The sequence below is a fragment of the Advenella mimigardefordensis DPN7 genome, from assembly GCF_000521505.1.
Taxonomy (GTDB): Bacteria; Pseudomonadota; Gammaproteobacteria; order Burkholderiales; family Burkholderiaceae_B; genus Advenella; species Advenella mimigardefordensis.
Map to the genome: position 1 here is coordinate 192,568 of NZ_CP003915.1, position 23,953 is coordinate 216,520.

General features: G+C 55.2%; 20 protein-coding genes and 1 riboswitch. Of the genes, 13 read left to right on the forward strand and 7 right to left on the reverse strand.

Translation table 11 applies throughout. From position 1 onward, the window contains the following. The first annotated feature begins 62 nt into the window (after positions 1–62). The 5 genes from MIM_RS00910 to MIM_RS00930 all read left to right on the forward strand — a co-directional run bounded on the left by MIM_RS00910 (position 63) and on the right by MIM_RS00930 (position 5,819). On the forward strand, positions 63–1,055 hold the full coding sequence (locus MIM_RS00910; RefSeq protein WP_025370873.1) for a Bug family tripartite tricarboxylate transporter substrate binding protein: 993 nt from the start codon (positions 63–65) through the stop codon (positions 1,053–1,055). 13 nt (positions 1,056–1,068) lie between these two features. After that, positions 1,069–2,814: an L-arabinonate dehydratase gene (gene araD / locus MIM_RS00915; protein WP_025370874.1), complete on the forward strand. Its 1,746-nt coding sequence runs from the start codon at positions 1,069–1,071 to the stop codon at positions 2,812–2,814. A gap of 41 nt (positions 2,815–2,855) precedes the next feature. After that, a complete protein-coding gene (locus tag MIM_RS00920) occupies positions 2,856–3,665 on the forward strand; it encodes an HpcH/HpaI aldolase family protein (RefSeq protein WP_025370875.1) in 810 nt (269 codons plus the stop codon). Positions 3,666–3,727: 62 nt separating this feature from the next. Further along, a complete protein-coding gene (locus tag MIM_RS00925; protein WP_025370876.1) occupies positions 3,728–4,714 on the forward strand; it encodes a tripartite tricarboxylate transporter substrate binding protein in 987 nt (328 codons plus the stop codon). Between the two features lie 394 nt (positions 4,715–5,108). After that, positions 5,109–5,819, forward strand: coding sequence for a TerC family protein (locus MIM_RS00930; protein WP_025370877.1), 711 nt, complete (start codon positions 5,109–5,111; stop codon positions 5,817–5,819). Between the two features lie 212 nt (positions 5,820–6,031). Here MIM_RS00930 and MIM_RS00935 read toward each other — a convergent pair whose 3' ends face one another. From MIM_RS00935 to MIM_RS00940, 3 genes are all read right to left on the reverse strand, one after another. Beyond that, complete coding sequence (locus tag MIM_RS00935) at positions 6,032–6,610, reverse strand: TMEM165/GDT1 family protein (RefSeq protein ID WP_025370878.1); 579 nt, start codon at positions 6,608–6,610, stop codon at positions 6,032–6,034. A gap of 1 nt (position 6,611) precedes the next feature. Then, positions 6,612–6,784: riboswitch (yybP-ykoY riboswitch) on the reverse strand. 184 nt (positions 6,785–6,968) lie between these two features. Beyond that, positions 6,969–7,100 (reverse strand): putative transporter small subunit, encoded by a 132-nt coding sequence (locus MIM_RS23375; RefSeq protein ID WP_222836912.1) that lies wholly within the window; start codon positions 7,098–7,100, stop codon positions 6,969–6,971. Between the two features lie 14 nt (positions 7,101–7,114). Further along, the gene (locus MIM_RS00940; protein ID WP_025370879.1) at positions 7,115–8,812 is read right to left on the reverse strand and encodes a sodium:solute symporter family protein; all 1,698 of its coding nucleotides are present in this window, start codon (positions 8,810–8,812) and stop codon (positions 7,115–7,117) included. Positions 8,813–9,565: 753 nt separating this feature from the next. On the opposite strand from MIM_RS00940, the gene MIM_RS00945 reads away from it, so the two are divergent. The 7 genes from MIM_RS00945 to MIM_RS00975 all read left to right on the forward strand — a co-directional run bounded on the left by MIM_RS00945 (position 9,566) and on the right by MIM_RS00975 (position 18,477). Further along, the gene (locus tag MIM_RS00945) at positions 9,566–10,663 is read left to right on the forward strand and encodes a helix-turn-helix transcriptional regulator (protein WP_025370880.1); all 1,098 of its coding nucleotides are present in this window, start codon (positions 9,566–9,568) and stop codon (positions 10,661–10,663) included. A 178-nt stretch (positions 10,664–10,841) separates the two neighbouring features. Continuing rightward, positions 10,842–12,926, forward strand: coding sequence for a TonB-dependent receptor domain-containing protein (locus MIM_RS00950; protein WP_158318681.1), 2,085 nt, complete (start codon positions 10,842–10,844; stop codon positions 12,924–12,926). Positions 12,927–12,934: 8 nt separating this feature from the next. After that, positions 12,935–14,056: an ABC transporter substrate-binding protein gene (locus MIM_RS00955; RefSeq protein WP_025370882.1), complete on the forward strand. Its 1,122-nt coding sequence runs from the start codon at positions 12,935–12,937 to the stop codon at positions 14,054–14,056. Beyond that, the gene (locus MIM_RS00960; protein WP_025370883.1) at positions 14,056–15,147 is read left to right on the forward strand and encodes a FecCD family ABC transporter permease; all 1,092 of its coding nucleotides are present in this window, start codon (positions 14,056–14,058) and stop codon (positions 15,145–15,147) included. The genes MIM_RS00955 and MIM_RS00960 overlap by 1 nt, the downstream gene beginning before the upstream one ends. Then, positions 15,144–15,965: an ABC transporter ATP-binding protein gene (locus MIM_RS00965; RefSeq protein ID WP_025370884.1), complete on the forward strand. Its 822-nt coding sequence runs from the start codon at positions 15,144–15,146 to the stop codon at positions 15,963–15,965. The genes MIM_RS00960 and MIM_RS00965 overlap by 4 nt, the downstream gene beginning before the upstream one ends. Next, complete coding sequence (locus MIM_RS00970; protein WP_025370885.1) at positions 15,962–17,092, forward strand: siderophore-interacting protein; 1,131 nt, start codon at positions 15,962–15,964, stop codon at positions 17,090–17,092. The genes MIM_RS00965 and MIM_RS00970 overlap by 4 nt, the downstream gene beginning before the upstream one ends. Beyond that, a complete protein-coding gene (locus MIM_RS00975; protein ID WP_025370886.1) occupies positions 17,089–18,477 on the forward strand; it encodes an MFS transporter in 1,389 nt (462 codons plus the stop codon). The genes MIM_RS00970 and MIM_RS00975 overlap by 4 nt, the downstream gene beginning before the upstream one ends. Positions 18,478–18,560: 83 nt before the next feature. On the opposite strand, the gene dctP is transcribed toward MIM_RS00975, so the two are convergent. Then, a complete protein-coding gene (dctP, locus tag MIM_RS00980; RefSeq protein WP_025370887.1) occupies positions 18,561–19,556 on the reverse strand; it encodes a TRAP transporter substrate-binding protein DctP in 996 nt (331 codons plus the stop codon). 149 nt (positions 19,557–19,705) lie between these two features. Continuing rightward, positions 19,706–20,305, reverse strand: coding sequence for a TetR/AcrR family transcriptional regulator (locus MIM_RS21930; protein ID WP_025370888.1), 600 nt, complete (start codon positions 20,303–20,305; stop codon positions 19,706–19,708). A 319-nt stretch (positions 20,306–20,624) separates the two neighbouring features. Between MIM_RS21930 and MIM_RS00990 the strand changes: the two genes are divergently transcribed. Further along, positions 20,625–21,872, forward strand: a complete 1,248-nt coding sequence (locus MIM_RS00990) for an MFS transporter (protein WP_025370889.1) — start codon at positions 20,625–20,627, stop codon at positions 21,870–21,872. 104 nt (positions 21,873–21,976) lie between these two features. On the opposite strand, the gene MIM_RS00995 is transcribed toward MIM_RS00990, so the two are convergent. Beyond that, a complete protein-coding gene (locus tag MIM_RS00995; RefSeq protein ID WP_025370890.1) occupies positions 21,977–22,642 on the reverse strand; it encodes an NHL repeat-containing protein in 666 nt (221 codons plus the stop codon). A 46-nt stretch (positions 22,643–22,688) separates the two neighbouring features. After that, positions 22,689–23,909 carry a tetratricopeptide repeat protein gene (locus tag MIM_RS01000; protein WP_025370891.1) on the reverse strand — a complete coding sequence of 407 codons (1,221 nt, stop codon included), beginning with the start codon at positions 23,907–23,909 and terminating at the stop codon, positions 22,689–22,691. Between the last annotated feature and the right edge of the window lie 44 nt (positions 23,910–23,953).

Genomic DNA, 23,953 nt, shown 5'->3' on the forward strand with positions numbered 1-23,953 from the left:
ACCTTAGCGGTAGAAGTCTTATTTCATTTGTGAATTGACCCTATAACAAGCAAGGAGACGAAATGAATCCATCCAAAGCGGTACGCCGCAGTTATGTCGTAGCTGTCCTGCTGGCAGGCATGACTTTGTTTTCATCGGCTTATGCCCAGGGAGATCGGTATCCCGATAAACCAGTCACATTCGTCGTACCGTATCCGGCGGGTGGCGTAGCCGATCAGTTTGCCCGCAGTATGGCTACAGAGCTCGGCAAGCGACTTGGACAATCTGTTGTCGTCAGCAACCGTGCCGGTGCCAACGGGAATATTGGATCTGCTTATGTTGCCAAGCAGCCAGCCGATGGTTATACGTTGTTACTGGGCTCCACCAGTACGCTGGCAGTAAATCCACATTTGTATAAAGATATGGGATACGACCCGATCAAGGATTTGCAACCGGTCACCCTGACCCACCAGATGCCTAATGTGTTGATAGTAGGCGCTGGGACACCATACAAGAATGTCAAGGATGTGATCAAGGCGGCCAAGGCTGAGCCGGGTCGTATCCCCTTTGGATCGGCGGGCAATGGCAATTCCATGCATCTGGCAGGGGAACTCTTTCAGAAACAAAGCGGCATAAAGCTGATGCATGTGCCATACAAGGGAGCGCCACCTGCACTCACAGATGTCATAGGCGGAGCGCTGCCAACAATGTTTATCAATTTGCCTGCAGTGGTCAGCTATGCGCATTCCGACAAGCTCAGGATTCTTACCGTTGCGGCAGCTCAGCGCTCCAAAGTATTGCCAGACGTGCCTACGTTCGAGCAGGCAGGTGTGCCTGGCGTAATCTCCAGCGTGTGGAATGGGATTTTGGTACGCAGCGGAACGCCGGACGTGATCGTCAATAAACTAAATCAGAACATTGTGTCGATCCTGCAGGCAGAAACATTTCGCCAGCCGCTGGAAAGCCAGGGATATGAAGTACTGTCTTCTACACCGCAGGAATTTGCAGATTTACTGCAAAAAGACACCAACGCCATGGGCGAGCAGGTTCGCGACGCGGGCATTCACATAGACTGATAGAGGTATTTTTGTGCAGAAAAAATTAAATCAATTGCGTAGCCAGCGCTGGTTTGCGAGCGATGATATTCGGGGGTTTGCGCATCGTCAGCGCATGCAGCAACAGGGGCTCTCTCGTGAAGAGTTTATGGGCCGCCCTATAGTCGGCATTTTGAACACCTGGAGCGACCTGTCGCCGTGCCATGCACATCTGCGTGATCGCGCCCAGGCGATCAAACGTGGCGTATTGCAGGCAGGCGGATATCCGCTGGAGTTACCAGCCATGAGTCTTGGCGAAGTTATGGTCAAGCCAACGACCATGTTGTATCGGAATTTTCTTGCGATGGAGGCTGAAGAGCTAATCCGCAGTTTGCCTTTAGATGGCGTGGTGCTACTGGGTGGCTGTGATAAAACTACGCCTGGTCTCGTGATGGGAGCGACGTCCGCGGATGTGCCTGCGCTGTTCTGCCCCGCAGGCGCCATGTTGAATGATCGCTATAAGGGACAGGCGGTAGGGGCCGGAACGCACACCAAAAAATACTGGGAGCAGTACACCATTGGCAACATTGACCAGCCTGAATGGATCAGTCTTGAAGCCCGCATGACCCGCGCGCCGGGCACATGCAACACGATGGGCACCGCCAGCACTATGACGTCTATTGTCGAAGCCATGGGGCTGGCACTGCCTGGTTCTACCAGTCTGCCAGCCATGGATGCTGCACATACCCGTATGGCCTGGGCCTGTGGTCAGCGCATTGTTAGCATGATCTGGGAAGATATGCGTCCCACCCGCATTTTGACCCGCGATGCGTTCCTTAATGGTGTGGCAACCTGGATGGCACTGGGCGGCTCAACTAATGCGGCTGTTCACTTGCCTGCGATGGCCGGGCGGGCTGGGGTTGCATTGAACCTTGATGATTTCGATGCGCTGGCACGCCAGGTGCCGGTGTTGGCCAACCTGTTTCCTTCCGGCGATCGGCTGATGGAGGATTTTTATTATGCGGGCGGTCTGCCCGCACTGCTGCAACGCATTCAGGCGCATTTGCAACTGGATGCCCTTACCTGTACAGGAAGAACGCTGGGCGAGAATATCGAGGGACAAACCAGTGCTGATGATGACGTGATCCGCGCGCTGGATAATCCTGTTATTCCCGCCACAGCGCAGTGTCCCGAAGCTGGCATGGCGCTGGCTGTATTGCGGGGCAATCTGTGTCCGGATGGTGCCGTAATCAAACCTTCTGCTGCAACGCCCTCTTTCTTGCAACATACCGGCCCGGCACTGGTTTTTGATTCCAATGCCGACATGTTGGCGGCCATCAATGATCCGGATCTGGACGTAACAGAAGATACGGTTTTGGTGCTGCGCAATGGCGGGCCGGTGGGAGGCCCGGGTATGCCGGAGTGGGGCAATCTGCCTATTCCGAAGAAGCTGCTCAAGCAGGGCGTCCGCGACATCGTCCGTCTTTCCGACGCGCGCATGAGTGGCACTCATTATGGCACATGTGTATTGCATATCGCACCGGAGTCTGCCGTAGGTGGCCCCTTGGCACTGGTACGCACAGGTGATCTGATCCGGCTGGACATCAGTGCCAGAACTCTCGATGTGCTGCTGCCCGAGAGCGAACTGGCACAGCGTCGCGCGCAATGGCGTGCCCCCGAACCGGCCTATAAGCGTGGCTTTACACGAATCTATCAGTACGAGGTAACTCAATCCAATTTCGGTTGTGATTTCACGTCTTTGGCTGGAAACGAGAGAACGCCGGAACCCCCGATTTACTGATTCAAATTATTGCATTTGTATTAACGATGACAGGAGTATGTATGCCCGCAGCAACTGATCTGCTAGAAAACCCTTTTCGCGCCCGCCTTGCCCAGCCAGGGGCACCATTAGGCACCTGGCTTATGTCTGGTGCCTCAAGTACCGCAGAGGCCATGGGACGTGCCGGCTTTGATTGGCTGCTGGTAGATTTGGAACACGTACCGCTAGACAATCAGGATGCGCTCCATGTTTTGCAGGCTATTGCGGGCACCAATGCATGCGCAGTGGCGCGTCTGGCCGCAAACGATCCTGTGCTGTTCAAGCGTGCGCTGGATCTTGGCGCTCAAACCGTGATGGTGCCCTTTGTTGACAGCGCTGAAGCGGCTCGACAGGCAGTGAGTAGCGCCAAATATCCACCGCTTGGGACCCGTGGTTTTGCTGCAGTACATCGGGCCAGCGGCTACGGTACCGCGACCGACTACGCAAAACGTGCGAACGAGTCGGTCTTCACTATTATTCAACTGGAAACGCCGCAGGCCGTCGCCGCGCTGGAAGATATTGCTGCCGTGCCCGGCGTGGATGCACTGTTTCTTGGTCCTGGTGATTTGTCCGCAAATATGGGGCATATCGGCAACCTGGCGCATCCCGATGTGCAGCATGTGATTGCCGATGTGGCTCGGCGTTGCCAGGCTATCGGCGTGCCTTGCGGTATTGTCGGGCCCACTCCGGAAATGGTTTCAAGCTTTATCAGTGCCGGTTATGCCTTTGTTGCCGTGGCTTCTGATATGGGCATGATGATGCGGCAGGCGAGTGCATTTATCCAGGCAATCCGTCCGGCGCTTGCAAAAGGGTATGAGGGGGGCGCGTACTGACCCGCTTAACGTTGATGGACTGAGGAGTCCGGCGTCGTACTTAAACCATGGAGGAGATAAAAATGATATTTGACACAATGATGCAATCGAATCAGAAAATAAGAATCAAATATGCAATGCTCGTGGTCGCAGCATCTGTCCTGAGCACAACTGCTACAGCCCAGAATGCCTATCCGGAAAACCCGGTAACCATTCTGGTACCTTTCGGTCCGGGAGGCACATCGGACATCATGGCTCGGATTCTGGCAAAACATTTGCGTGAGGCAATGGGCGGCAATCTAATTATTGATAACAAAGGCGGTGCTGGTGGTGCTATCGGTATGATGCAGCTTAAGCGAGCCAAGGCAGACGGCTACACGCTTGGTTTGTCCGTTATCGGGCCAGAAGTATTGCAGCCCGGTATGCGCAGCACTGGTTACACCTATCAGGATTTTGATCATATCTGCGGCACCTACTCTGTACCACTTATGATGATGGTACCTCAGGACTCGAAATTCAAAAACATGCAGGATGTTGTTGCTTTCGCCAGCAAAAATCCCCGGCAATTGACTTACGGCACTTCCGGCACAGGCACGTTATTGCATATCGCCATGGAAATGCTCATGAAACAGGCGAACGCAACTGCGTTACATGTGCCTTATAAAAGTTCCGCTGAAATGGTGACTGGATTGCTGGGAAAACAGGTAATGGTGATCAGCGATACGACAACGGTGGCTAAGCAATACAAGTTGCGTCCACTGGGGATCTTTTCCGATCAACGACTTAAATCCACTCCGCAAGTGGCCACAACCAAAGAGGGGGGCTGGCCTATACAGGCAACCATCTGGGGCGGGTTGATTGCTCCCAAGGGGTTGCCGAAAGAAATCGTTGCGAAACTGGAAACTGCATGTGAAAAGGCGGTGAACAGCGAAGGATATAAAGCAGACGTTGAGCCTCTGGATACACCGCCACATTTCCTGAATGCGGAAGCGTTTGCTGCCTTTGTAAAAGATGAATCGGAAAAATATACCAAGCTGATTCAGGAAATGGGCATCACCAGTGAAAAGTAGCGCGGCTGTTCGGGGTTTTGGCAAAAGAGGCTGTACGAACGCTGCAGCAATCAGGATTGACCCTACTTGACATCGTCTTCTGAAGATATATACTTCACGCATCAAGGGGAGTAGCTTTTCGCCGCCGCATCGTCATTACGGTTTCATGTTTTTTACATGGCACCCGGTGCCCGGGCAACACATCAGGTGTTGTAAGCAAGACCTTGCCACTAAAGGGCAAGGTTCATAAATCCTATTCAAGAATAAATGGCCTGTGTCCTTTACGGATAAGGCCATTTTCGTTTGTGCCGGTACCTCAGTATCGGCTGGTTGTACTTCTCTTTGTCGTGAGAGCGAGAGAGGCCTGTCCATTTTCAATTCTAATTTTTATATTAATGGATTTACGGGTGTACTTATGCTTGAATTTTTTCAGACCCTGAGCTGGGCTGCAGTATTTCAAATTATCATGATCGATATCCTGCTGGGTGGTGACAATGCAGTTGTCATTGCGCTGGCCTGCCGAAACCTGCCGAAAAAGCAGCGCATGCAGGGGATTTTGTGGGGTACAGCCGGTGCGATCATTCTGCGAGTCGTCCTTATTACATTTGCATTGACGTTGTTAACGATTCCATATCTTAAGATTGTAGGTGCCTTGCTGCTCATCTGGATCGGTATCAAACTGCTTGTTCCGGAAGACGACGCGCATGATAAGATCAATGGTGGCTCGTCGGTTTGGTCTGCGGTTAAAACAATTATTATCGCGGACTTTGTCATGAGTCTGGATAATGTCATTGCCATTGCCGGCGCAGCGCAGGGGGCTCATGCAGATCATCAAACGGGATTGGTGATTGCAGGTTTGGTCATCAGTGTGCCTATTATTATTTGGGGCAGTACACTGGTGCTGAAGCTTATTGACCGTTATCCTGGTGTGGTGCTGTTCGGTGCCGCATTGCTGGGATGGATCGCTGGTGGCATGCTGATCACGGATCAGGTTGTCGTAGAGCGTTTCGGTGAAATCACCGGCCCGGTCAAGATTGCGGTTGAAGTTGGCGGTGCTGTATTGGTTGCGTTGGTGGGTACGTGGCTGGGGCGACGCAAGAAATTGGCATCTGCGGAACAGGTGTAAGACAGCTGACGTAAAAGCAATCGCACAGGCGGAATTGAAGATCGCCTGCGCTGAAATCTTGCCGATATGAATGGGGCCGGATTCGACCGTATGTTTTGGTTCGTTTCGCCGCAGCCATTATCAGGCATATCTGGTCCAGGTTCAGTGCTACAGATACACCACAATCTTATTATTCACGGACAGCGCAAAATACGCTGTCCGTGATTGTTAAATCAAAACCCCCAGCTGGATCCGGCGCCAAGCAGCGTGGCAATGCCCAGCACCAGGAAAATACAGGCTGCGATGGTGTGTACCAGTTTCATGGATATGCGCTGACCCAGCTGTTTGCCCAGAATCACTGCGGGCACGTCTGCAATCATCATGCCCAGTGTGGTGCCAATGACAACCTCAATCGGAAAGGCACTTTTGGCCGCCAGTGCGACGGTGGCCAGTTGTGTTTTGTCGCCCATTTCAGCCAGAAAGAAGGTCACCAGAGTCGCGCCGAAGACACCGAATTTTCTACCCAGTGGCGCTTCATCCTCATCCATTTTATCGGGGATCAGGGTCCACGCGGCCATGGCAATAAAAGAAATGCCCAGGATCCAGCGCAGCGCTTGCGGACTGATGGCAGTGGTAATCCAGGCGCCGACGGCACCAGCCAGTGCGTGATTGACGATGGTGGCGCACAGGATGCCAAGAATGATGGGAATGGGTTTTTTGAAGCGGGTTGCGAGGATGAACGCAAGCAATTGCGTTTTGTCGCCAATTTCGGCCAGCGTGACTACGCCAGTAGAAAGAAGAAGGGTTTGCATGAATCAATACCGCGACCGGACAATAGACGAATGATCACCTTTTCCCCGGTCAAAACAGAAAAATGTGATCAAAGGTCTTGCCAAGCGATATCGCCGTTTACGCCATGATGCATGCATCAAGTATGTTGACGTAAACCTCAGGAAATTGAGCGGCTACTCCCCAGTGATGGCTAGATTATATCGGACCCGGCGCGGCTGCCGGAATAAACCGCAGGAAATTTGTGGATATGGTAAATGATAATAATTCTTATTATCCGATGGTCTGGCAGTGACAACGAGAGGGCAGGAACAGAAATCCAGGGGGCGGTATGAAGTAGGTCATACGCTCACCTTTGAGGCGAGCGTATGTGATGGTGCTCTAAATCATTTCACCATCGCTTTTCTTTGCCGCACGCAAATCACGTATAAGCGCAACAATCAGCACCGATAGAATGACAGCCGAAATAACCGGCCAAACAAGAATATATGCAGTAAGTAATAATTCATTCATTATCTGTCTCTCTTTCAGGCACGTGCCGGCGCTACTTCGCCGTCCACGTCGGTTGATGTTTGCTCGTCCATGTCAGTCTGCTTCTGGAATGAAGTGACACGTTCGGCTAGCAGCGCAAAATCAAAGCGTTCCTTGTTGTTCCAGCTCATGGCAACGCATACCAGCGCGCTGATGCCATAAGAGGTCAGCGAGCTGAGCAGTACGGGATAGTCACGCAGGAAGCCCACTGCATTGGGAATGGCAATGATCATTGTTGCGATGGCTACAAAGATGGCAATCTTGCGGTTGAAAAATGCAAAGGTCATCAGGCCAAGTACAACGCCCATACCTGCGGATGCGCATAATTCAAAGAGCACGGCGATAATGCCTTTGAGGGGCAGCAGTTCAAAGCGAGCGACAGCAAACAGGACCACCGCGCAGATTACTGATGTGGTGAATGCCTTGTTGGTGACCTTGTCCCAGTAGAAACTCACGATGACCGGAAATACGATCGCGCCCCATAGTGCGCCAACAAATACCAGCATCACCAGAATGTCCAGGCGCAGGCTGGCAAAGACCACGCCAATCATGGTGGCGACAATCATGGTTACCCGACCCCACCACAACATCCGTTTCGGATCAGGTGTGCCGCGGGCCATGTTTTTACCATAGATGTCGGTCATCATAATGGACGACAGAGCCGACAGATCTGAGTCTGCGGTTGATGACAGGGATCCCACCACCAGAATGAAAAATAGCGCAATGCCAAATGGAGGCAGGTAGGTAGAGGCCATTTGCGGAATGATATTGTTCATATCACCACCTGCGGGTGTCAGGCCGACGAAAAGGGCAAGCATACCCAGCATGCCCAGTCCGATGACCACCGCACCATAGCCAACGGTCGCGGTCAGGAAGGTGGACTTGATCAGATCTTCACGCACGGCAAACAGGCGTTGTGCAATCGTCTGATTGCCAATGGCATAGGCAAGCACCGCCACGAAATAGGGTGCTCCCTGTTCCAGTATGGCTTTCGTTGAAAAGAAATCGGCCTGTTCAGAAGACAGGTTGCTCCAATTGGCTGCGAGCATGTCGGTGCCACCGGCATTAAAGAATATCAACGGGATGATAACGATAGCGGCCAGAATCATTGCCACCAATTGGGCGAAGTCTGTCATGACCGATGCCCTGAAGCCGGACCAGAGCGTATAGGACAGCACACCCAGCCCCGCAATCAGTACGCCCTGGATAAACGAGAGTGGGCTGAGCACGGACACCAATGCGCCCGCAGCAGTAAAGTTCACCATCAAACTGATACAGCTGCCCAGCAAATTGGACACGGCCATGATCAACTGACTGGACGTGCCATGGCGTGCATGCATCACCTCAGCGAGCGTGTGCGCTTTGGGGGCCAATGCCCGAAAGCGGCGTCCGTAGGGATAGATGAACAGAATCATCAGCGCACCCCAGAAGCCATAATGGATCGGTCCGGACAGACCGTACTGGTAGCCTGAGGTAGCGCTGGCATAAAAAGAGGCGGCCCATATCCAGGTAGCAATCATGCTGGCGGCCGAGAGTCCGAAGCCCACTGCGTTGTTGGATACCATGTAGCTGTCGACGTTTTCTTTTTTCTTGCCGATCATGAGCGACATCAGAAAGGTCAGGCCATAAAATCCGACCAGCAAAAGTAGTGCTGTGGTGCCAGACAACTGGTAAAAGGCGGATTGTTCTTGCATATACGTTCTATCGTCCTGGTTAGGGCCGCGCAAAAATATGGACGCAACCGTCCCTGGTCCGAAGTTCGCGCATCCGGACGCAAGGGTTAAAAGAGACACAAGCAAGGAGTCTCTGTCGAATCGAGCGCATGAGACCAACCGTTTTATCGTCGACGGATTAAGCAGACATCTAAAGCCAATGACAAAGCGTTCGCCGCAGGCTGCTTTAGCCGCTTGCGGTTTCTGTCATTTAGCCGCTTGCGGTTTCTGTCAGGTTGACCTTGTGATTGTCATGGTCGACCCTGTCTTGTCGGACAGGGTATGCGCTGGCGGTCAAATGGACCGGCCGGGTTGTTCCGCAGTCAAAGACTGGGTGTGTTGTTCGGCAAATGCCGGGCTGCGAAGCAGCCTATTGACGGGGAGGCTTCCCCTGGAATAAACCTTATGGGTTGTTTCTGCAGCAACGAGCCGTGTGGGACTTTGGCATGGTTCTAACACCTGCTGTTGCTTACACGCAGACAATTGCAGCTAAGTTTCATTATGTCAACTGCAATACAGGGCGTAGTGTATAGCAATTGTGATGGTAAGTCCAGCCGGGGGAAATAGATCATATGGATGACTGGGCTTTGGGAGGCTCAAAACTCGAAGGAAATAGATGGGATTTCGGGTAGGCGATTTTTAGCGTGAACTATAATAATTAAATAAGAATCATTCTCAATTTTATGTAATAATGAAGCACTGCTATCACCTTTTGAATATTATCCATACCTACCTATGAAACCACGCTTCGATAGCGCTGCTGACATCGTCAATGCGGCTGCACGGTCACCGGCGGCGGGCCGACGGCCATGGCGGGCGCTCGGCATGGTGCGGCGGCTGGACTTCAATACGCCGGGTTACCGGTTTGAATCTGATCCGGTAGCAGCCAACGAGCCGGTTCTGGAAGGGCGGCTGCGGACTGTGCACTTGCAACCCGGCCTGTCCATGCATGGCACGGAAGTCGTTGATCTGCACAACATGGTTTCGCGGGTGAACATCAAGGCCGGGCTGCGTATAGTGGTTGCGCTGGCTGGCGTGGTAGACGTACACATTGGAGGGCAGCGCGTGCATTTGCGCGCAGACGATTCCTCTCATGCTGCCAGTGCGGCGATTGTCAGCATGCCCGATGATGCCCTGTTCGAACGACAGTGGCAAAGGGGCAAGTGGGAACGTAAACTGGCCCTGCATGCCACACCCGAGTGGTTGCAGAGTCATGGCTGGTTGCACGCCAGGGACCAATTGCCCGATACCGGGCGGACTGGCAGCGGCGCACAGCGAGCCACCTGCCTGAATTTTCCCGATACGCTCTGCATTAAAACCTGGCAACCTTCACCTCATGCACTGGCATTGGCCGAGCAAATGCTGTGTCACTCCGAAGACCCGACAGATGAACTCAGTCGCTTGCGGCTTGCCAGCCGGGCGCTGGAGCTATTGTATGAAGCATTGTCGAGCCAGCGTGTTGATGTTGGCGCAACAGAAGTCACGAAAGGCACTTTGCGACAGCGCGACCAGGAACGTATGTTACGTTTGCGCAGTTTCATTGACAACGAACTGCAAAAGCCTTTTACTCAGCCGGCCACGATTGCCGAGCTCGCTCGCCATTTCGGTCTGAGCGCCAGTGTTCTGCAGCGGCAGTTTCGCAGTGCTTTCGGTACATCGGTCAATGACTACCGGCGGGTCACCAGGCTGCATCATGCCCGTAACAGCCTGGAGCAGGGTCTTAGTATTTCTGAAGCCGCCTATCAGGCGGGCTACACCAGTGCGGCCAACTTTGCTACCGCCTTTCGACGTCAGTTCGGTCTGAGTCCCAAAAGCCTTCGCGCACGCCTGTAATATCCCGGTCATTCCAAAACTGACGTGCCCGCAAAGAACTTTGCATGTTCCTCAAACTTATTTTGTAAATGAGAATGATTCAATCTATCTTGCGAGCCACTGAATAGGGCGGTGGCCGCGAGTCTGTGTCTGACAGGCGTCATCGATAAGTAAGAAACTCAAGGAATCAGGAATGGAAATGTCCGGCAGGCATGATAGCGGCAGACGGTTTGGGATTGATATGACACTTGCGCCGATAGTGGCGGCGCTGTTTTTTTCCGGTGCAGGGCATGCGCAGGAAACAGCACCAGTCGCGACGCTGGATGCGGTGGTTGTGACGGCCAGTGGTATAGAGCAAAGCGCCAAGGATGCACCCGCATCCATGACTGTCATCACGCAGGACGATATCAAAAAAAGCGGCTATACCACGGCAGCAGAAGCCATCAGCAAGGTGGAAGGCGTTTATATGGTTGGGGCCGATTCCAACGCGCATGACATTTCCATCCGGGGGCTGCCGGGCGAGTACACACTGATTATGGTGGACGGCAAGCGCCAGAATACGCGCGAATCCATGAATCGCGGCACCGGTGGCGTTCAGTACGAATTCATGCCGCCGCTGGCCGCGATTGAGCGTATTGAGGTGGCGCGCGGACCCATGTCATCCCTTTACGGCTCCGATGCCATGGGAGGCGTCGTCAATATCATCACCAAGAATGTGCCCAAAGAATGGTCGGTGGCCCTGGACACGTCTGTCACTCTGCAAAGCGACCATGATTATGGCAATAGTCGTGAAGGCCAGTTCTGGCTTGGCGGGCCGATCAAGGACGACGTTCTGGGCTTGCAGATCTACGGTTCCTATAATGATCAGAGTGAAGGCGCCAATTACTTTTCCAATGTGGACGGCCCTTACGCCAGAAATAACCAGAGCATTGGCATGAAACTGGCGGCCAAGCTGGCCGAAAATCAGGATCTGGTGTTTGATGTGTCTTCGCAGCGCCTGACAACAGAGGCAACACCCGGTCAATCTCTTCAGCCAACGGATGAATGGAACAAGGTGCAGCATCGTCGCACCGCTTTCGGCCTGACCCATACTGGTCGCTGGCGTCTGGGCGAATCAAAAATCGCCTTGTACCGCGAATCCAGCACACAGGAAAACTGGCCCAAAACCGGTGAGTACACAGAGAATCGGCGTATCGCCAATACGACGCTGGACGCATCATTCAGTATGCCGTTCAAGTCTCATACATTGCGCTTCGGTGGCCAGTATTTGCATAGCCGTCTGGATGGCATTCAGAAAGAGGCGGCGTTTAACAATTATCCAACCAATACCAATGACGTGTCACTCAGCAATTATGCGCTCTTCATCGAGGATGATTACTATGTGACCGACAAGTTCACCGTGACCGCCGGCGTGCGCATGGACGATGATGAGCGCTTCGGTATTCACTGGTCACCCCGTCTTTATGGTGTATATCATGTGACCGACGCATTGACGATCAAGGGGGGGATAGCGACCGGTTTCAAGGCACCGACTATCCGTCAGAGTAATCCGGGTTATTGTATGTCCACCGGGGGCAACTCCGGTTTCCGTGGCCCGCTTTGCGGCAATCCGGATCTTAAACCGGAAACCAGCGTGACGCAGGAGCTTGGGCTGGTGTATGACTGGGCAGAAGGCAGTCATTTTTCAGCAACGATCTTCAACACTAATTTCAAAAACAAGGTTGCCAGCTATGACACCGGCGAGCAAGACCCCCTTAATCCGGGTACGGCCAACCACTTGTATGTGTACGACAATATCGACAAGGTGCAGATCTATGGTCTTGAACTGGGTCTGAATATGCCTCTGAGCGATTCGCTGCGCCTGTCTGCCAACTATACGTATACCAAGTCCAAGCGCAAAGGTGGCGGTGAAGTTTCCTTCAACGGCAATTCGCTGGATGGCGAGCCGCTGGAAAACACGCCGGAACACGTACTGAATACGCGTTTGGACTGGCAGGCTAATGACCGGTTGTCTGCCTATCTGCGCTGGAATGTGACCGGCAAGGCCTATTATGCCGCCTATCGCAATGGCGCCATGGATGTGCGTACCCGCCCGGGCGGCGCCACGTTTGATATTGGCGGCAGCTATCAGGTCAGCAAGAATGTGGCATTGCGTATGGCCGTGCTGAATCTGACGGATCATAAAACGCCGCTGGATCTGCGCACTCGCTATGAAGGGCTGGATGGCAACTGGATGGTAGACCCGGGGCGTCGTGTATGGCTTGGTGCCAGCATTAATTTCTAGGATTGTCTGTGTCCGGAACGATAAAAAGGTGGGTCTCTGCAGCGTGGCTGATCGGACTGTTACTGATCAGCCTGCCCGCAAGCGCTCAGATAGAAATCATCGATCAGGCCGGACGGACGGTACGTCTGGCGCAGCCCGCGCAACGCATCTTTTTTGCTGAACCGGGTGACTTTACGATCATGGCCATGCTGGAAGAGAATCCGGCGCGGCGCATCGTCGCATGGAACCGGTGGCGGCTGGACAAGCACACGTTGGCGCACTGGCGCAGCATTGACCCGGTTGCGTTCGACAAGATCAAGCAGTTGGTGATTGACGGTCCGCAAAACCTGAATGCAGAAATGCTCATCGCCAATCAGCCGGATCTGGTTGTGCTGGATCGTTTTTTTGGTGCTGCAAAGCAAACGATTTCGCGTCTGGAGCAGGCAGGCATTCCGGTTGCTGTGCTGAACCTGGAAGCCGATCTGCGCGAACGTAATCCCACCGAAGGCCTGGAGAAGATGGCCATTCTGATCGGGCGGGAGCAACGCGGTCGTGAGGTGGCCGAGTTTATTGACCGTCACGTAGCGCGCATCACGCAGCGCGTAGCCACGCTTAAAAATCAGCAGACTGCATTGCCGAAGGTGCTGATGGAACCGCATGCCGGTATCGGACCTTGTTGCATGTCGGTGGGCTCGGGGGTTCTCATGGGTGATCTGATTCTGATGGCGGGCGGCAAGTTGCTTGGCAGCGACATTGTTGAAGGACTGTCCGCGCAACTGAGCGCTGAATATGTGATTGCCAGCGACCCCGACATATATATCGGCACTGGCGGTCGACATATCGAGGCGCGTGGTGGTTTGCTGCTGGGGCCGGATGTTGACCCGGCTGCCAGCCTTGCCAGTTTGCAGCGCGTTACTCAGCGGGTTGGCATTGCCCAAACCAGCGCTGCACGCAATCAACGCACCTATGGCATCTGGCATAGTGGCTACCCTATTGTCAATCTGGAATTGATCGCCACCTGGCTGCATCCCGAGCTGTTCGGTGATGTGGATCCGGCGGCGACGCTGGCCGAGATCAATCAGCGCTTTATGGCCAAGCCACTGACCGGTACGTTCTGGATTACACCGCACCCAACACCAAAAGCTCACTGATGCATTCTGAACAAACGCTTGCCCTGGCCCCGGACGCAGAGACGGCCGCGATTAATGCTCGCTGGAAACAGCACAGACGCACCCTACGTCGCCGCCGATGTATTGTGGCGGCACTGGCTTTATTGGCGCTGGTCGCCGCCCTTACGGATTTATTCACCGGAAGTGCAGCGCTGACGCCGGCGCAGGTTATACAGGGCTTGTGGACTCCGGATTCGTTGTCTACGCCGATGCAGGTCGTACTCTGGCAGGTGAGACTGCCAGTCGCGCTGATGGCGCTGCTGGTGGGCGGAGCGCTGGCGCTGGCTGGCGTGGAAATGCAAACCATTCTGAACAACCCACTGGCCGAGCCTTTTACGCTGGGTGTTTCTTCGTCCGCTGCGCTGGGGGCGGCATTGGCCATTGTGCTTGACTGGGGGGTGATCGGCAGCGACGCCACCTGGCTGGTACCGGCCAATGCGTTTGTCTTTGCCCTGGTCTCGCTGATGTTGCTGCAGTTTCTGGCGCAATGGCGTGGCGCTCAGGCGCAGACATTGGTGCTTTTCGGGATAGCCATTGGTTTCACTGCCGGTGCCTTGCTGTCGCTGTTGCAGTTCATTGCCAGCGAAGAAGCGCTTCAGCAACTGGTGTTCTGGAGCATGGGCAGTCTTGCCCGTGCCGATTGGCATAGTGTTGCCATCGTCGCCGCTACGCTGGTCGTGACGCTGCCTTTCTCATGGCGCGCAGCAGGGCAATTGACCGCACTGCGACTGGGTGAGGAGCGCGCACGCAGTTTTGGTATTGATGTGACCTCGCTGCGGCGCTGGGCGCTGGTGCGTATCAGTTTGCTTGCGGCCACGGCCGTGGCCTTTGTGGGGACAGTGGGCTTTGTCGGTCTGGTGGCGCCTCACGTTGCCCGGATGATTGTCGGGGACGGACACCGTCACCTGCTGCCGGCCAGTGTGCTGATCGGTGCTGCACTGGTGGCACTGGCTTCCGTGGCCAGCAAGTCATTGCTGCCGGGCATCACGCTGCCTATCGGCATTGTGACGGCACTGGTAGGATTGCCGGTGTTTATGGGATTGATTCTGCGTCGCAGCGGAGTATCGGTATGAGCACCGGATCCCATTTGCATATTGAAAACCTGGGTGTTCACTACCGACAGCGTACCGTGCTCAGTGGTGTCGATCTGCCCGATATCCGGCCTGGCGAGCTGATTGCGCTGGCCGGCCCGAACGCCGCCGGCAAGTCGACGTTGCTACGAGCAATCGCGGGTCTGGTGCCGGCCAGCGGTCAGGTTCGTTACGGAGATGATAACTGGTCGGGCTGGTCTGCAGGCAAGCGGGTGGCGCATATCGGCTATATGCCACAGGCCTCTACGGAAAGCAGCAATCTGACGGTGCTGGAAGCTACGCTGGTGGCACTGCAATGGGGGCGCACCGGTGCGCGCAAAGATGACGCGTTCACTGCCTTGCGGGTGATTGAGCATCTGGGCATTGGCGAACTGGCTCTGCGCGCGTTGCACGAGCTGTCGGGCGGTCAGCGGCAACTGGCTGCCCTGGCGCAGGCGGTAGTGCGAGGCAGTTCGATCCTGTTGCTGGACGAGCCGGTAAGCGCCCTGGATCTTGCGCATCAATGGCAGGTGATGAACGTGGCGCGCCGTCTGGCCAATGAAGGCCGAATCGTTATTGTCGTATTGCATGATCTGGCACTCGCCGCGCAATGGGCTGATCGCATTGCTATTTTGCATCAGCGGCGCATCCATGCCTTCGGCCATCCCAATACCATTATCACCGATACGCTGCTGCGCGATGTATGGGGCGTACAGGCACGTGTGCGGACCTTTGAGCAGGGGCGCCCATTTGTACTTGTAGACGCCGTCGCGACCGGGATGGATCTCTCCGCCGACAAACAATCTCAGGATAATTCATGAAACCTACTTTTGAGACAAGCACGACCGTCCCGCTGGGTGACGCCGCAAATGTACTGGCTCAGGTGCTGGCGCATTTGCGCGAACACGATCTCCTGGCTATTGAACGGGACAATACCTGGCAAGTGGATTATGCCGATACAAAAATTCGCTTCAGCGTGCTGGCAGGCAGCCTGCATGCACAGGTTGCCGCATCCTCTGCCGCGACGCTGTATGAAGGCAAAATGATGGTAGTTCATCATATTCAGGAGTTCGGCCACTGCAAGCCGGAGGCGATTCAATGGCAGGGCGACAATGTGAGTCTGGATCGCCCGCCAGCATTTCGCCTGATCACGGTGCAGGCGGTGTCCGAGGTGGGGCCGCATATGCGGCGCGTGCGCTTTAATGTGGACGATCTGGCCCGCTATGACCAGAATGACAATATTCATTGCAAGCTCATTTTTCCGCAACCCGATGTGTCCGAGCCGGAATGGCCCACTCTGGCAGCGGATGGCATGCCGCAATTTCCCAAGGGTGACAAGCGTCTGGATATCCGCACCTATACGATTCGTCGCATCAGCGCACCGGAAGGCTGGTTTGAGGTGGACTTTGTGCTGCACGAGGATGCCGGACCGGGCTCGCGCTGGGCGGCGCAGGCTGTTGCCGGGCAGCAAATCGGTTTGTCAGGCCCGGGTGGGCGTACCGCCAGGTCCGCAGGCTGGATGTTGCTGGGCGGTGATGAAACTGCCTTGCCAGCCATTGCGCGCATCACGGAAGCACTGCCAGCCGACACCAATGGTGTTGTGCTGATCGAAGTGCAATCCCCAGCCGATCAGATTCCGCTGGCGACACCTGCCGGCATGTCGGTGCAATGGCTTCATCGCGGTAACGCTGCGGCCGGGACAACGACATTGCTGGAGGACGCCGTAACAGCGTGTACGATCAGCAAGGATGAAGACAGGTTTGTGTGGGTGGGGGCGGAGTTTTCGACTGCCCAGACGGTACGCAACTGGCTGCGTGAGGCGGTTGGCCTGGGCAGCCGCGAACAACTGGTGGTTGCCTACTGGCGCCGAGGTCTTGACGAGACCCAGATGAAGAGCGCACCGGGCAGAGCGACAGCCGACGAGCAAGCCAAACAGGCCGGCGCATGAGCGGGTCTGCTGAGGACGGTTCGGCTTCGTCGTCGTCCGGGCGCCCGACTTGCTCTGCACGCAAGCGATGGCAGTGGTCCCGCCTGACGCTGGATCTGGATCCGCTGCGCCATTCACCTGCTTTTCGTAGTCTTTATCTTGCTCGTTGCGTGTCTTTGCTGTCGGTTGCCATCCTGGCCGTTGCCGTCGCCTGGCAGGTGTTCGCGATCAGCGGCTCATCGTTGCACGTGGCCGGCGTCAGTATTGGCCTGGCCGCGGGGTCGCTGGTAGGGCTGGTGTGGGGCGGGGCGCTTGCCGATCGAGGGGATCGCCGCCGCACCATGATTTGGGGGCGTAGCGGTTATGTGGCGGTTGTCGTCGTGCTGTGTGCCAACAGCCTGCGGGCAGAGCCGGGGTTGACGGAAATCTATCTGGCAACGCTGCTGAGCGGGCTGACCAGCGGCATCAGTGCGCCCGCACTGATGGCTGCTATGCCGCGTCTGGTGCCGACTCGTCAATTGGCTGCTGCCGGTGCGCTCAACGCCTTGAGCATGGAGCTGAGTCGCCTGATCGGACCTCTCATTGCAGGGGCCCTGCTGGCACGGTTTGGGCTGGTCGCCTGTTATATCGTTGTGCTGGTGGGGGCTGCAATGGTTCCTGTTCTGCTGACGCGCCTGCCCCGCGATTTGCTGCGGCCTGACACGCAGAAAGGTCAGACGCAGACGGATAGCACGCCGACGGTACGAACACCGGTTTACATTCAGTGGCGTGACGGTCTGCTTTATGTGCGACATCACCAGACGATTGCCTGTTTGCTGGGACTGGACCTGGTCATGATGCTGTTTGCCAATGCGCATGTATTGATGCCCCAACTGGCCCGGGAGGTTTTGCAGGGCGGGCCGCAAATGGTCGGTTATCTGTACGCGGCGCCAGCCTGTGGCGCCTTGCTGGTGGCACTGACTTCGGGCTGGACGCGTCAGTTGGCGCGTCCGGGACGGCTGGTGGTGGTGTGCGCGCTGTTATGGGGCATGGCGATTGCCTTCTCCGGTGTGGCGGCAGGTGGTTTGACTCAGGGTCTGCCATCGGGGGCCTGGCCTGTATTGGTGTTTCTGGCTATGGCGGGCATGGCCGATACGGCGTCAGATATTGTTCGTGGTGCCTTGTTGCAGATACATACGCCGGATGCCCTGCGCGGTCGGGTTTCCGGTCTGTGGCTTTTGCAGGGGTACCTGGGCCCGGCCCTGGGCGGTTTGCAGGCCGGCTCACTGGCCAGCGTATGGTCTCCGGGCCGGGCGCTGGTGCTGGGCGGTTCGGCCTGTGCACTGGTGGTCGGACTGTTTGCTTCTGCTCCCAACGGTCCGGTGCGCATGGGGTTGTGGCGCGAAGGTAAAGCGGCAGGGCCGTAGCGGCGCCTGCCGAAAACGGCGTCAGTACCGGTGCATCCGAAATAAATGATTTCAGATGGCATAGGTCTGTGAGCGACTGCTGCCTAAGCGTCGTTCTTTATGACACAACCGGCTTCATTTTTCGGAATGTGATTATCCTTGAGCCACTGCGTGGTTTCTTCCTCGCCTGCTTTTTTCAGGGCCGTCATGATGGAGTCCGGCGGGGAGGTGTTGAGCGTCATTTTGTTTTCTCGCATGCGGGCATAATTGGCTTCGATGCGTTGTTCAACGCCGGCCCATGATTCTGCCGAGACTTTCTCTGCTGCATTGGTCAGAACAGTTCGTTGCGCGTCGTCCAGCTTGCGCCAGGTATCCATATTGATAATGGTATAGCTCAACGGGATGGAATAGCTCACTGCCATAAAATTAGGCAACTGGGTCCACAGTTTACGACCTGCGCCGCCGTCACCGGAGGTCAGCACAGCGTTCACCTCATTCTTCTGCAGTTTTTCTGCAAGGGCCGAATAGGGCAGTTGTACGCTTTGCGCACCCAAACGCTCAAACACCGATTTGCTGGTGGCGTCATAAGTTCTGATTTTCAGCGCCTTGATGTCGGCCTCATTTGTTAGCGGTTGCACCGACCAGATACCAGACGGTGGCCAGGGCGTCACATACAGCAGGTGAGCGTCGAGTTTTTCTGCGCCTTGTGCCAATGCCGGTTTAGCGCATTCATAAAGTGCTTTGGCCTGTGCAAAGTCTTTTGCCGCAAAGGGCAGCGATGAAAGCAGAAACAGCGAATTGTCGTTGCCGAGCACACCACCGAATAAGGTGCCCATCTGGGTTTTGCCCTGGCTAACGGCCTTTACCTGTTCGTCACCCTTAAACGGGTTGTCTTTATCCTGTTTTGTTTCAATTGTGATAGCCTGCCCGGATGCCTTTTCCACTTCTTTTGCGAAGCGCAGATCCGCGTCTGCGGTGATGGAGGTTGCCGGATATTCATTGATCAATTGCAGTTTGACCTGTGCTTGCGCACCAGGTGGAAATACTGCCGCAAACAGGATTGTGATAATGAAGGTGCAGCGAAAATAAATACGTTCCATGTTTACTGCTCCTTATTTCCTGTTGGATAGCATCGGCGCGATGAAATAGGTTTTAGCACTTTAGGTGTTTATTTCCTACCGGTGAAAACGAGCAGAAGGAGCAAAGAAAATGACTTTTTATTCGGCTGACCGGTTGTCCGGACGCTGCATCAACTGTCTGATTTGCCGACAGCCCCCAGCACCGCTGCCTTGAGCGACTCAATCCATGCCTGATCGTGCACGGATTGAGCCAGAAAGCCCGTACCAACCATGGCTGCAAAAAGCACCAGGATCTCCTGTTCGGACATCGCCGTTTTGCCATCCTGCGACGTCGCTTGCATGGCGGCACCTCGAAATTGCTGAAACAACGTTTCCGTGTATGAGCCATACAGGTCAACGGTCTCGGTGCCTGCTGCTTCATGGCTGACATGGGGAGCAAAGGCAAGAATGGGGCAGGTCTGGGCCGCCTGTTTTTTACGTAAATACTGCTGGATCAGCACCTGCAGGGCGCCCTGTGAGGCATTCTGATTGCTATCGCATGTCTGCTTCCATTTTTCAGACGACTGCGCAAACACGGTGGACAATACCTCATTGACCAGTGCCTCTTTTGAGGCAAAGTGCCGGTAGAAGCCCCCTGCTGTCAGACCAACAGCAGTCATGACATCTGTAATGGATACATTATCTACACCGCGCTCACGAAACAGCCTGCTGGCTGCATTGAGAATTTCGGCACGATTGTGTTCGGCTTGTTGCCTGGAAGATCGGCCCATAACAGTTCCTCTTAAATACAAACGAAATAACGCGATCTGGTCAAATCTACACGCCTGTCACCATCATGCCAGACCATCAGGCTGCGGGTTTGGTTCTGGCACGGTAGTGATGCATACCTTTTTCGTGCTCATTCCATCATCGTAATAGACGACAGTAAACCGCTATTTTATTCCTGTCAGCGAGACGTACAGTGCTGCGAAACATACACAAAATGCCTGAAAAAGGGTGAGGCCTGCTGATATGACGATATTCGTTGAATCGGATAATAGATTGTGTATATAATCTATTTTACTTGAAAACTCTGGCAACAGGCTCATTATGTCTTCGGCTCCCGCACAAACCCGACCGCTCTCTGTATGGCAAATCCTGTTCTGCGGGGGCATGATCGTCACTTTTTCCATGGGCGTGCGGCACGGCTTTGGCCTTTGGTTACAGCCTATCATTCAGGCCAATGACTGGGGGCGCGAAACCTTTTCATTCGCTATTGCCATTCAGAACCTGATGTGGGGAATTACCGGTGTGTTTGCCGGTATGCTGGCGGACCGCTTCGGGGCCTTTAAAGTCATTATTGCAGGTGCAATTCTGTATGCACTGGGTCTGCTGGGAATGGCTTATACAACCTCACCACTTACGTTCACGCTCACTACCGGTGTCCTACTTGGGATGGCTCAGGCAGGTACCACCTATGCGGTTATTTTCGGGGTGATCGGGCGCAATATTCCGGTCAGTCGTCGTTCGTGGGCGATGGGTGTGGCCGCAGCAGCGGGTTCATTCGGCCAGTTCCTGATGCTGCCCACAGAGAATATCCTTATCAACTCCTTCGGCTGGCAACAGGCGCTGGTTGTGTTAAGCGTAGCCGTGCTGACGATTGTGCCGCTGGCTTTCGGATTGCGCGAAAAAACCATGCACCTTGCCACAGAGGAACAGTCACAGGCCACTCACACGGCCAGTCAGCAGGGCATTGTCCATGCCATCCGTGAAGCTTTCGCTTATCGCAGTTTCCGGCTGCTGGTGCTGGGTTATTTCGTTTGTGGTTTTCAGGTGGTCTTCATTGGCGTTCACATGCCCAGCTACCTGAAAGATGAAGGCCTGAGCGCCGAAGTGGCCAGTTATGCGCTGGCGCTGATCGGGCTGTTCAACATATTCGGTACCTACCTTGTTGGCTCTCTTGGTCAGGTGTGGCCTAAACGCTATCTGCTGGCGTTTATCTATTCAGCGCGCGGTGTCGCCATCGTCCTGTTTCTGATTGCGCCTATTTCAGCGACCAGTGTGTATATTTTCTCTGCCGTCATGGGGTTCCTGTGGCTGTCCACAGTGCCGCCTACCAATGCCATCGTGGCCCAGATTTTTGGCGTGCGGCACTTTTCCATGCTGGGTGGCTTTGTCTTCTTCAGTCACCAGATCGGTTCGTTCCTTGGCGTATGGCTGGGTGGAAAACTGTATGACATTTATGGCAATTATGATGTGGTCTGGTATCTGGCTATCGTCCTGAGCGTGTTCGCTACCTTGATGAATCTGCCCATCAACGAAAATGCAATTGATCGCAAGCAAGCAGTGGCAGCATGATGATCTGATGGTCTGATGGCAGACGCAGAGACAGCAGTGCTCGCGCGTGCACACGGCTGTTTTCCTCAAAGGTCATCGACTCATTTCTGCTAATACAATTGTCATTATTTCGGACGTCTTACTGCACGTACCTTGCCGCTGGCGCCACCACCGCAGTAGAACAGCTCAGCGCCATCGGATTCAAGCCCGCTGACACCGGTGCCAGCTGGCATCAGCAGTTGCTCAAGTACGGCACCACTTTCGGGGTCAATCCGGCGGATGTCACTGTCGTCGTCCTCCCACGTGCCATGCCATAGATCACCATCAACCCAGGTAATACCGGTGACGAAGCGATCGGACTCAATAGTGCGAATGACGGCGCCGGTTTCAGGGTTGATCTGCACGATCTTGCGGTCGCGATACTGACCTACCCACAAACTGCCTTCGGCCCATGCCAGGCCTGAGTCATTGCCATGGCCCGGTGCCGGAATGGTCGCCAGTACGCTGCCGTCGTCCGGATCAAGTTTATTGATCTGTCCACTGGTAATCTGCCAAAGATGAGTACCGTCAAATGCCGTGCCTGCATCGCAGGTGCACGCCAGTGTGCGTGTGATGCGCTGTCGCGCCGGGTCAAGGGCCAGCAGGTTGTGACCGGTGGCAGCCCAGACCTGGTTTCCGTCAAAGGTGACGCCATGAATGGCATCCACATCGGGAAAAGGCCCATATTCCTGCACAATTTGTGCGGCGCTGGTGGTGGCCGCGGCGACATCGGTTTTTACTGATTGTTTCATGTCTATCTCCTGTTTCCGTACCGCAAATGGATACGTTAAGGTCATTCTATTTCAATGCCAGAACAGAGGGGAGTAACAATATTGTCGTGAAACCGGCCAGAGATGAAGACACCCAGCGTCGTGCACGGGGTTTTCCCACCGCATGAACCTCACCGCTGGCCTGCAAGTCGGCCAGTGCCCGCTGTATCGTGCGCTGGCTGGCACCCATTGCCAGTGCCAGGGCAGCGGTAGACCACGGCGCACCATCGGCAAGAAGTGCCAGCAATGCTGCCGCTTCACTATCAATAGGTGGAGCCAGTACAACGGTGTGCCGATTGTCCTGAGGCACCAGCACGTAACCGTCCCGGGTTGCCACGATTTGCGCCATCGGGCTAATCAGTTTGCGCAGTCGACCCATTTCTACGCGCAAACGGGCACGATGTGATTCATCGGGCTGGTGGAGTCGAAAGACCGTAGCAATAAGTGACTGTCGCGATATATCTCCGGGCCAGGCGTAGGCAAGCGCACGCAGCAGTTCGAAAAGAATGGGTCGCCGGGACAACGAAAGCCATGCGCCGTCAACACTGACGCCACGACGACAGCCATCGATCACCAGTGCGGACGATGACACCAGATCGGCCACTTCAGTCAGCGTTAATGTCCTGGCATCATGCGTGCTGACCAGGCTTGCCGCCGGACGCAGGAGTGTTTTTTGCATCGTGGTCACTTCAGCCTGAAGCGCCGGGATGCCGGCCTGATCTGCTGCTGCCTGTGCCTGGTGCATTGCCGTATGCACGCGGTCCATATGCAATGAACGTAGTGCCAGTTCGGCCTGAACTAAGGCCGCGACCGCGGCCAGAGACGCGGGTACGCCGTTCGTATCCAGATCGGCGATGGTCGCCGCGGCGTCTTCAAGACGACCAAGCAAGAGAAAACGGCGCGCCATAATGAGCCGGGCCTGCAGGGCATTGGCATGGTCTTTGCGCGCTGTCAGGACGGCCAACGCAGCGGCAAGCTCAGGCGCCGGGCTATCGAGTTCGCGCATGGCCAGTGCCACTTCCGCCCCGGCCACCACGCAACGCGCCTTCTGCACCGGTTCATGGGAGCCGAACTGCCTGGCCGCCTGTTCAAGCAGATCGCGGGCTCGAGCATAGTCTCCCAGCCGTGCCATGGCAACACCACGCAAAGCAAGGGCAGGCGGGTCATCGCGTAGCGCAACCAGATTCAGTGCATTGAGCACATCGCCGGCAGCAAGCAGTCGTGCGCAAGTGGCAATCAGGGAGTCCATGCCGATAGCATACACGTTTCACTTGTCATAAGGATAATTCACTT

Coding starts and splice junctions, on each gene's coding strand:
- MIM_RS00910 (WP_025370873.1), top strand. CDS start 63: ATGAATCCATCCAAAGCGGTACGCCGCAGTTATGTCGTAGCTGTCCTG.
- MIM_RS00920 (WP_025370875.1), top strand. CDS start 2,856: ATGCCCGCAGCAACTGATCTGCTAGAAAACCCTTTTCGCGCCCGCCTT.
- MIM_RS00925 (WP_025370876.1), top strand. CDS start 3,728: ATGATATTTGACACAATGATGCAATCGAATCAGAAAATAAGAATCAAA.
- MIM_RS00930 (WP_025370877.1), top strand. CDS start 5,109: ATGCTTGAATTTTTTCAGACCCTGAGCTGGGCTGCAGTATTTCAAATT.
- MIM_RS00935 (WP_025370878.1), bottom strand. CDS start 6,610: ATGCAAACCCTTCTTCTTTCTACTGGCGTAGTCACGCTGGCCGAAATT.
- MIM_RS23375 (WP_222836912.1), bottom strand. CDS start 7,100: ATGAATGAATTATTACTTACTGCATATATTCTTGTTTGGCCGGTTATT.
- MIM_RS00940 (WP_025370879.1), bottom strand. CDS start 8,812: ATGCAAGAACAATCCGCCTTTTACCAGTTGTCTGGCACCACAGCACTA.
- MIM_RS00945 (WP_025370880.1), top strand. CDS start 9,566: ATGAAACCACGCTTCGATAGCGCTGCTGACATCGTCAATGCGGCTGCA.
- MIM_RS00950 (WP_158318681.1), top strand. CDS start 10,842: ATGTCCGGCAGGCATGATAGCGGCAGACGGTTTGGGATTGATATGACA.
- MIM_RS00960 (WP_025370883.1), top strand. CDS start 14,056: ATGCATTCTGAACAAACGCTTGCCCTGGCCCCGGACGCAGAGACGGCC.
- MIM_RS00965 (WP_025370884.1), top strand. CDS start 15,144: ATGAGCACCGGATCCCATTTGCATATTGAAAACCTGGGTGTTCACTAC.
- MIM_RS00970 (WP_025370885.1), top strand. CDS start 15,962: ATGAAACCTACTTTTGAGACAAGCACGACCGTCCCGCTGGGTGACGCC.
- MIM_RS00975 (WP_025370886.1), top strand. CDS start 17,089: ATGAGCGGGTCTGCTGAGGACGGTTCGGCTTCGTCGTCGTCCGGGCGC.
- dctP (WP_025370887.1), bottom strand. CDS start 19,556: ATGGAACGTATTTATTTTCGCTGCACCTTCATTATCACAATCCTGTTT.
- MIM_RS21930 (WP_025370888.1), bottom strand. CDS start 20,305: ATGGGCCGATCTTCCAGGCAACAAGCCGAACACAATCGTGCCGAAATT.
- MIM_RS00990 (WP_025370889.1), top strand. CDS start 20,625: ATGTCTTCGGCTCCCGCACAAACCCGACCGCTCTCTGTATGGCAAATC.
- MIM_RS00995 (WP_025370890.1), bottom strand. CDS start 22,642: ATGAAACAATCAGTAAAAACCGATGTCGCCGCGGCCACCACCAGCGCC.
- MIM_RS01000 (WP_025370891.1), bottom strand. CDS start 23,909: ATGGACTCCCTGATTGCCACTTGCGCACGACTGCTTGCTGCCGGCGAT.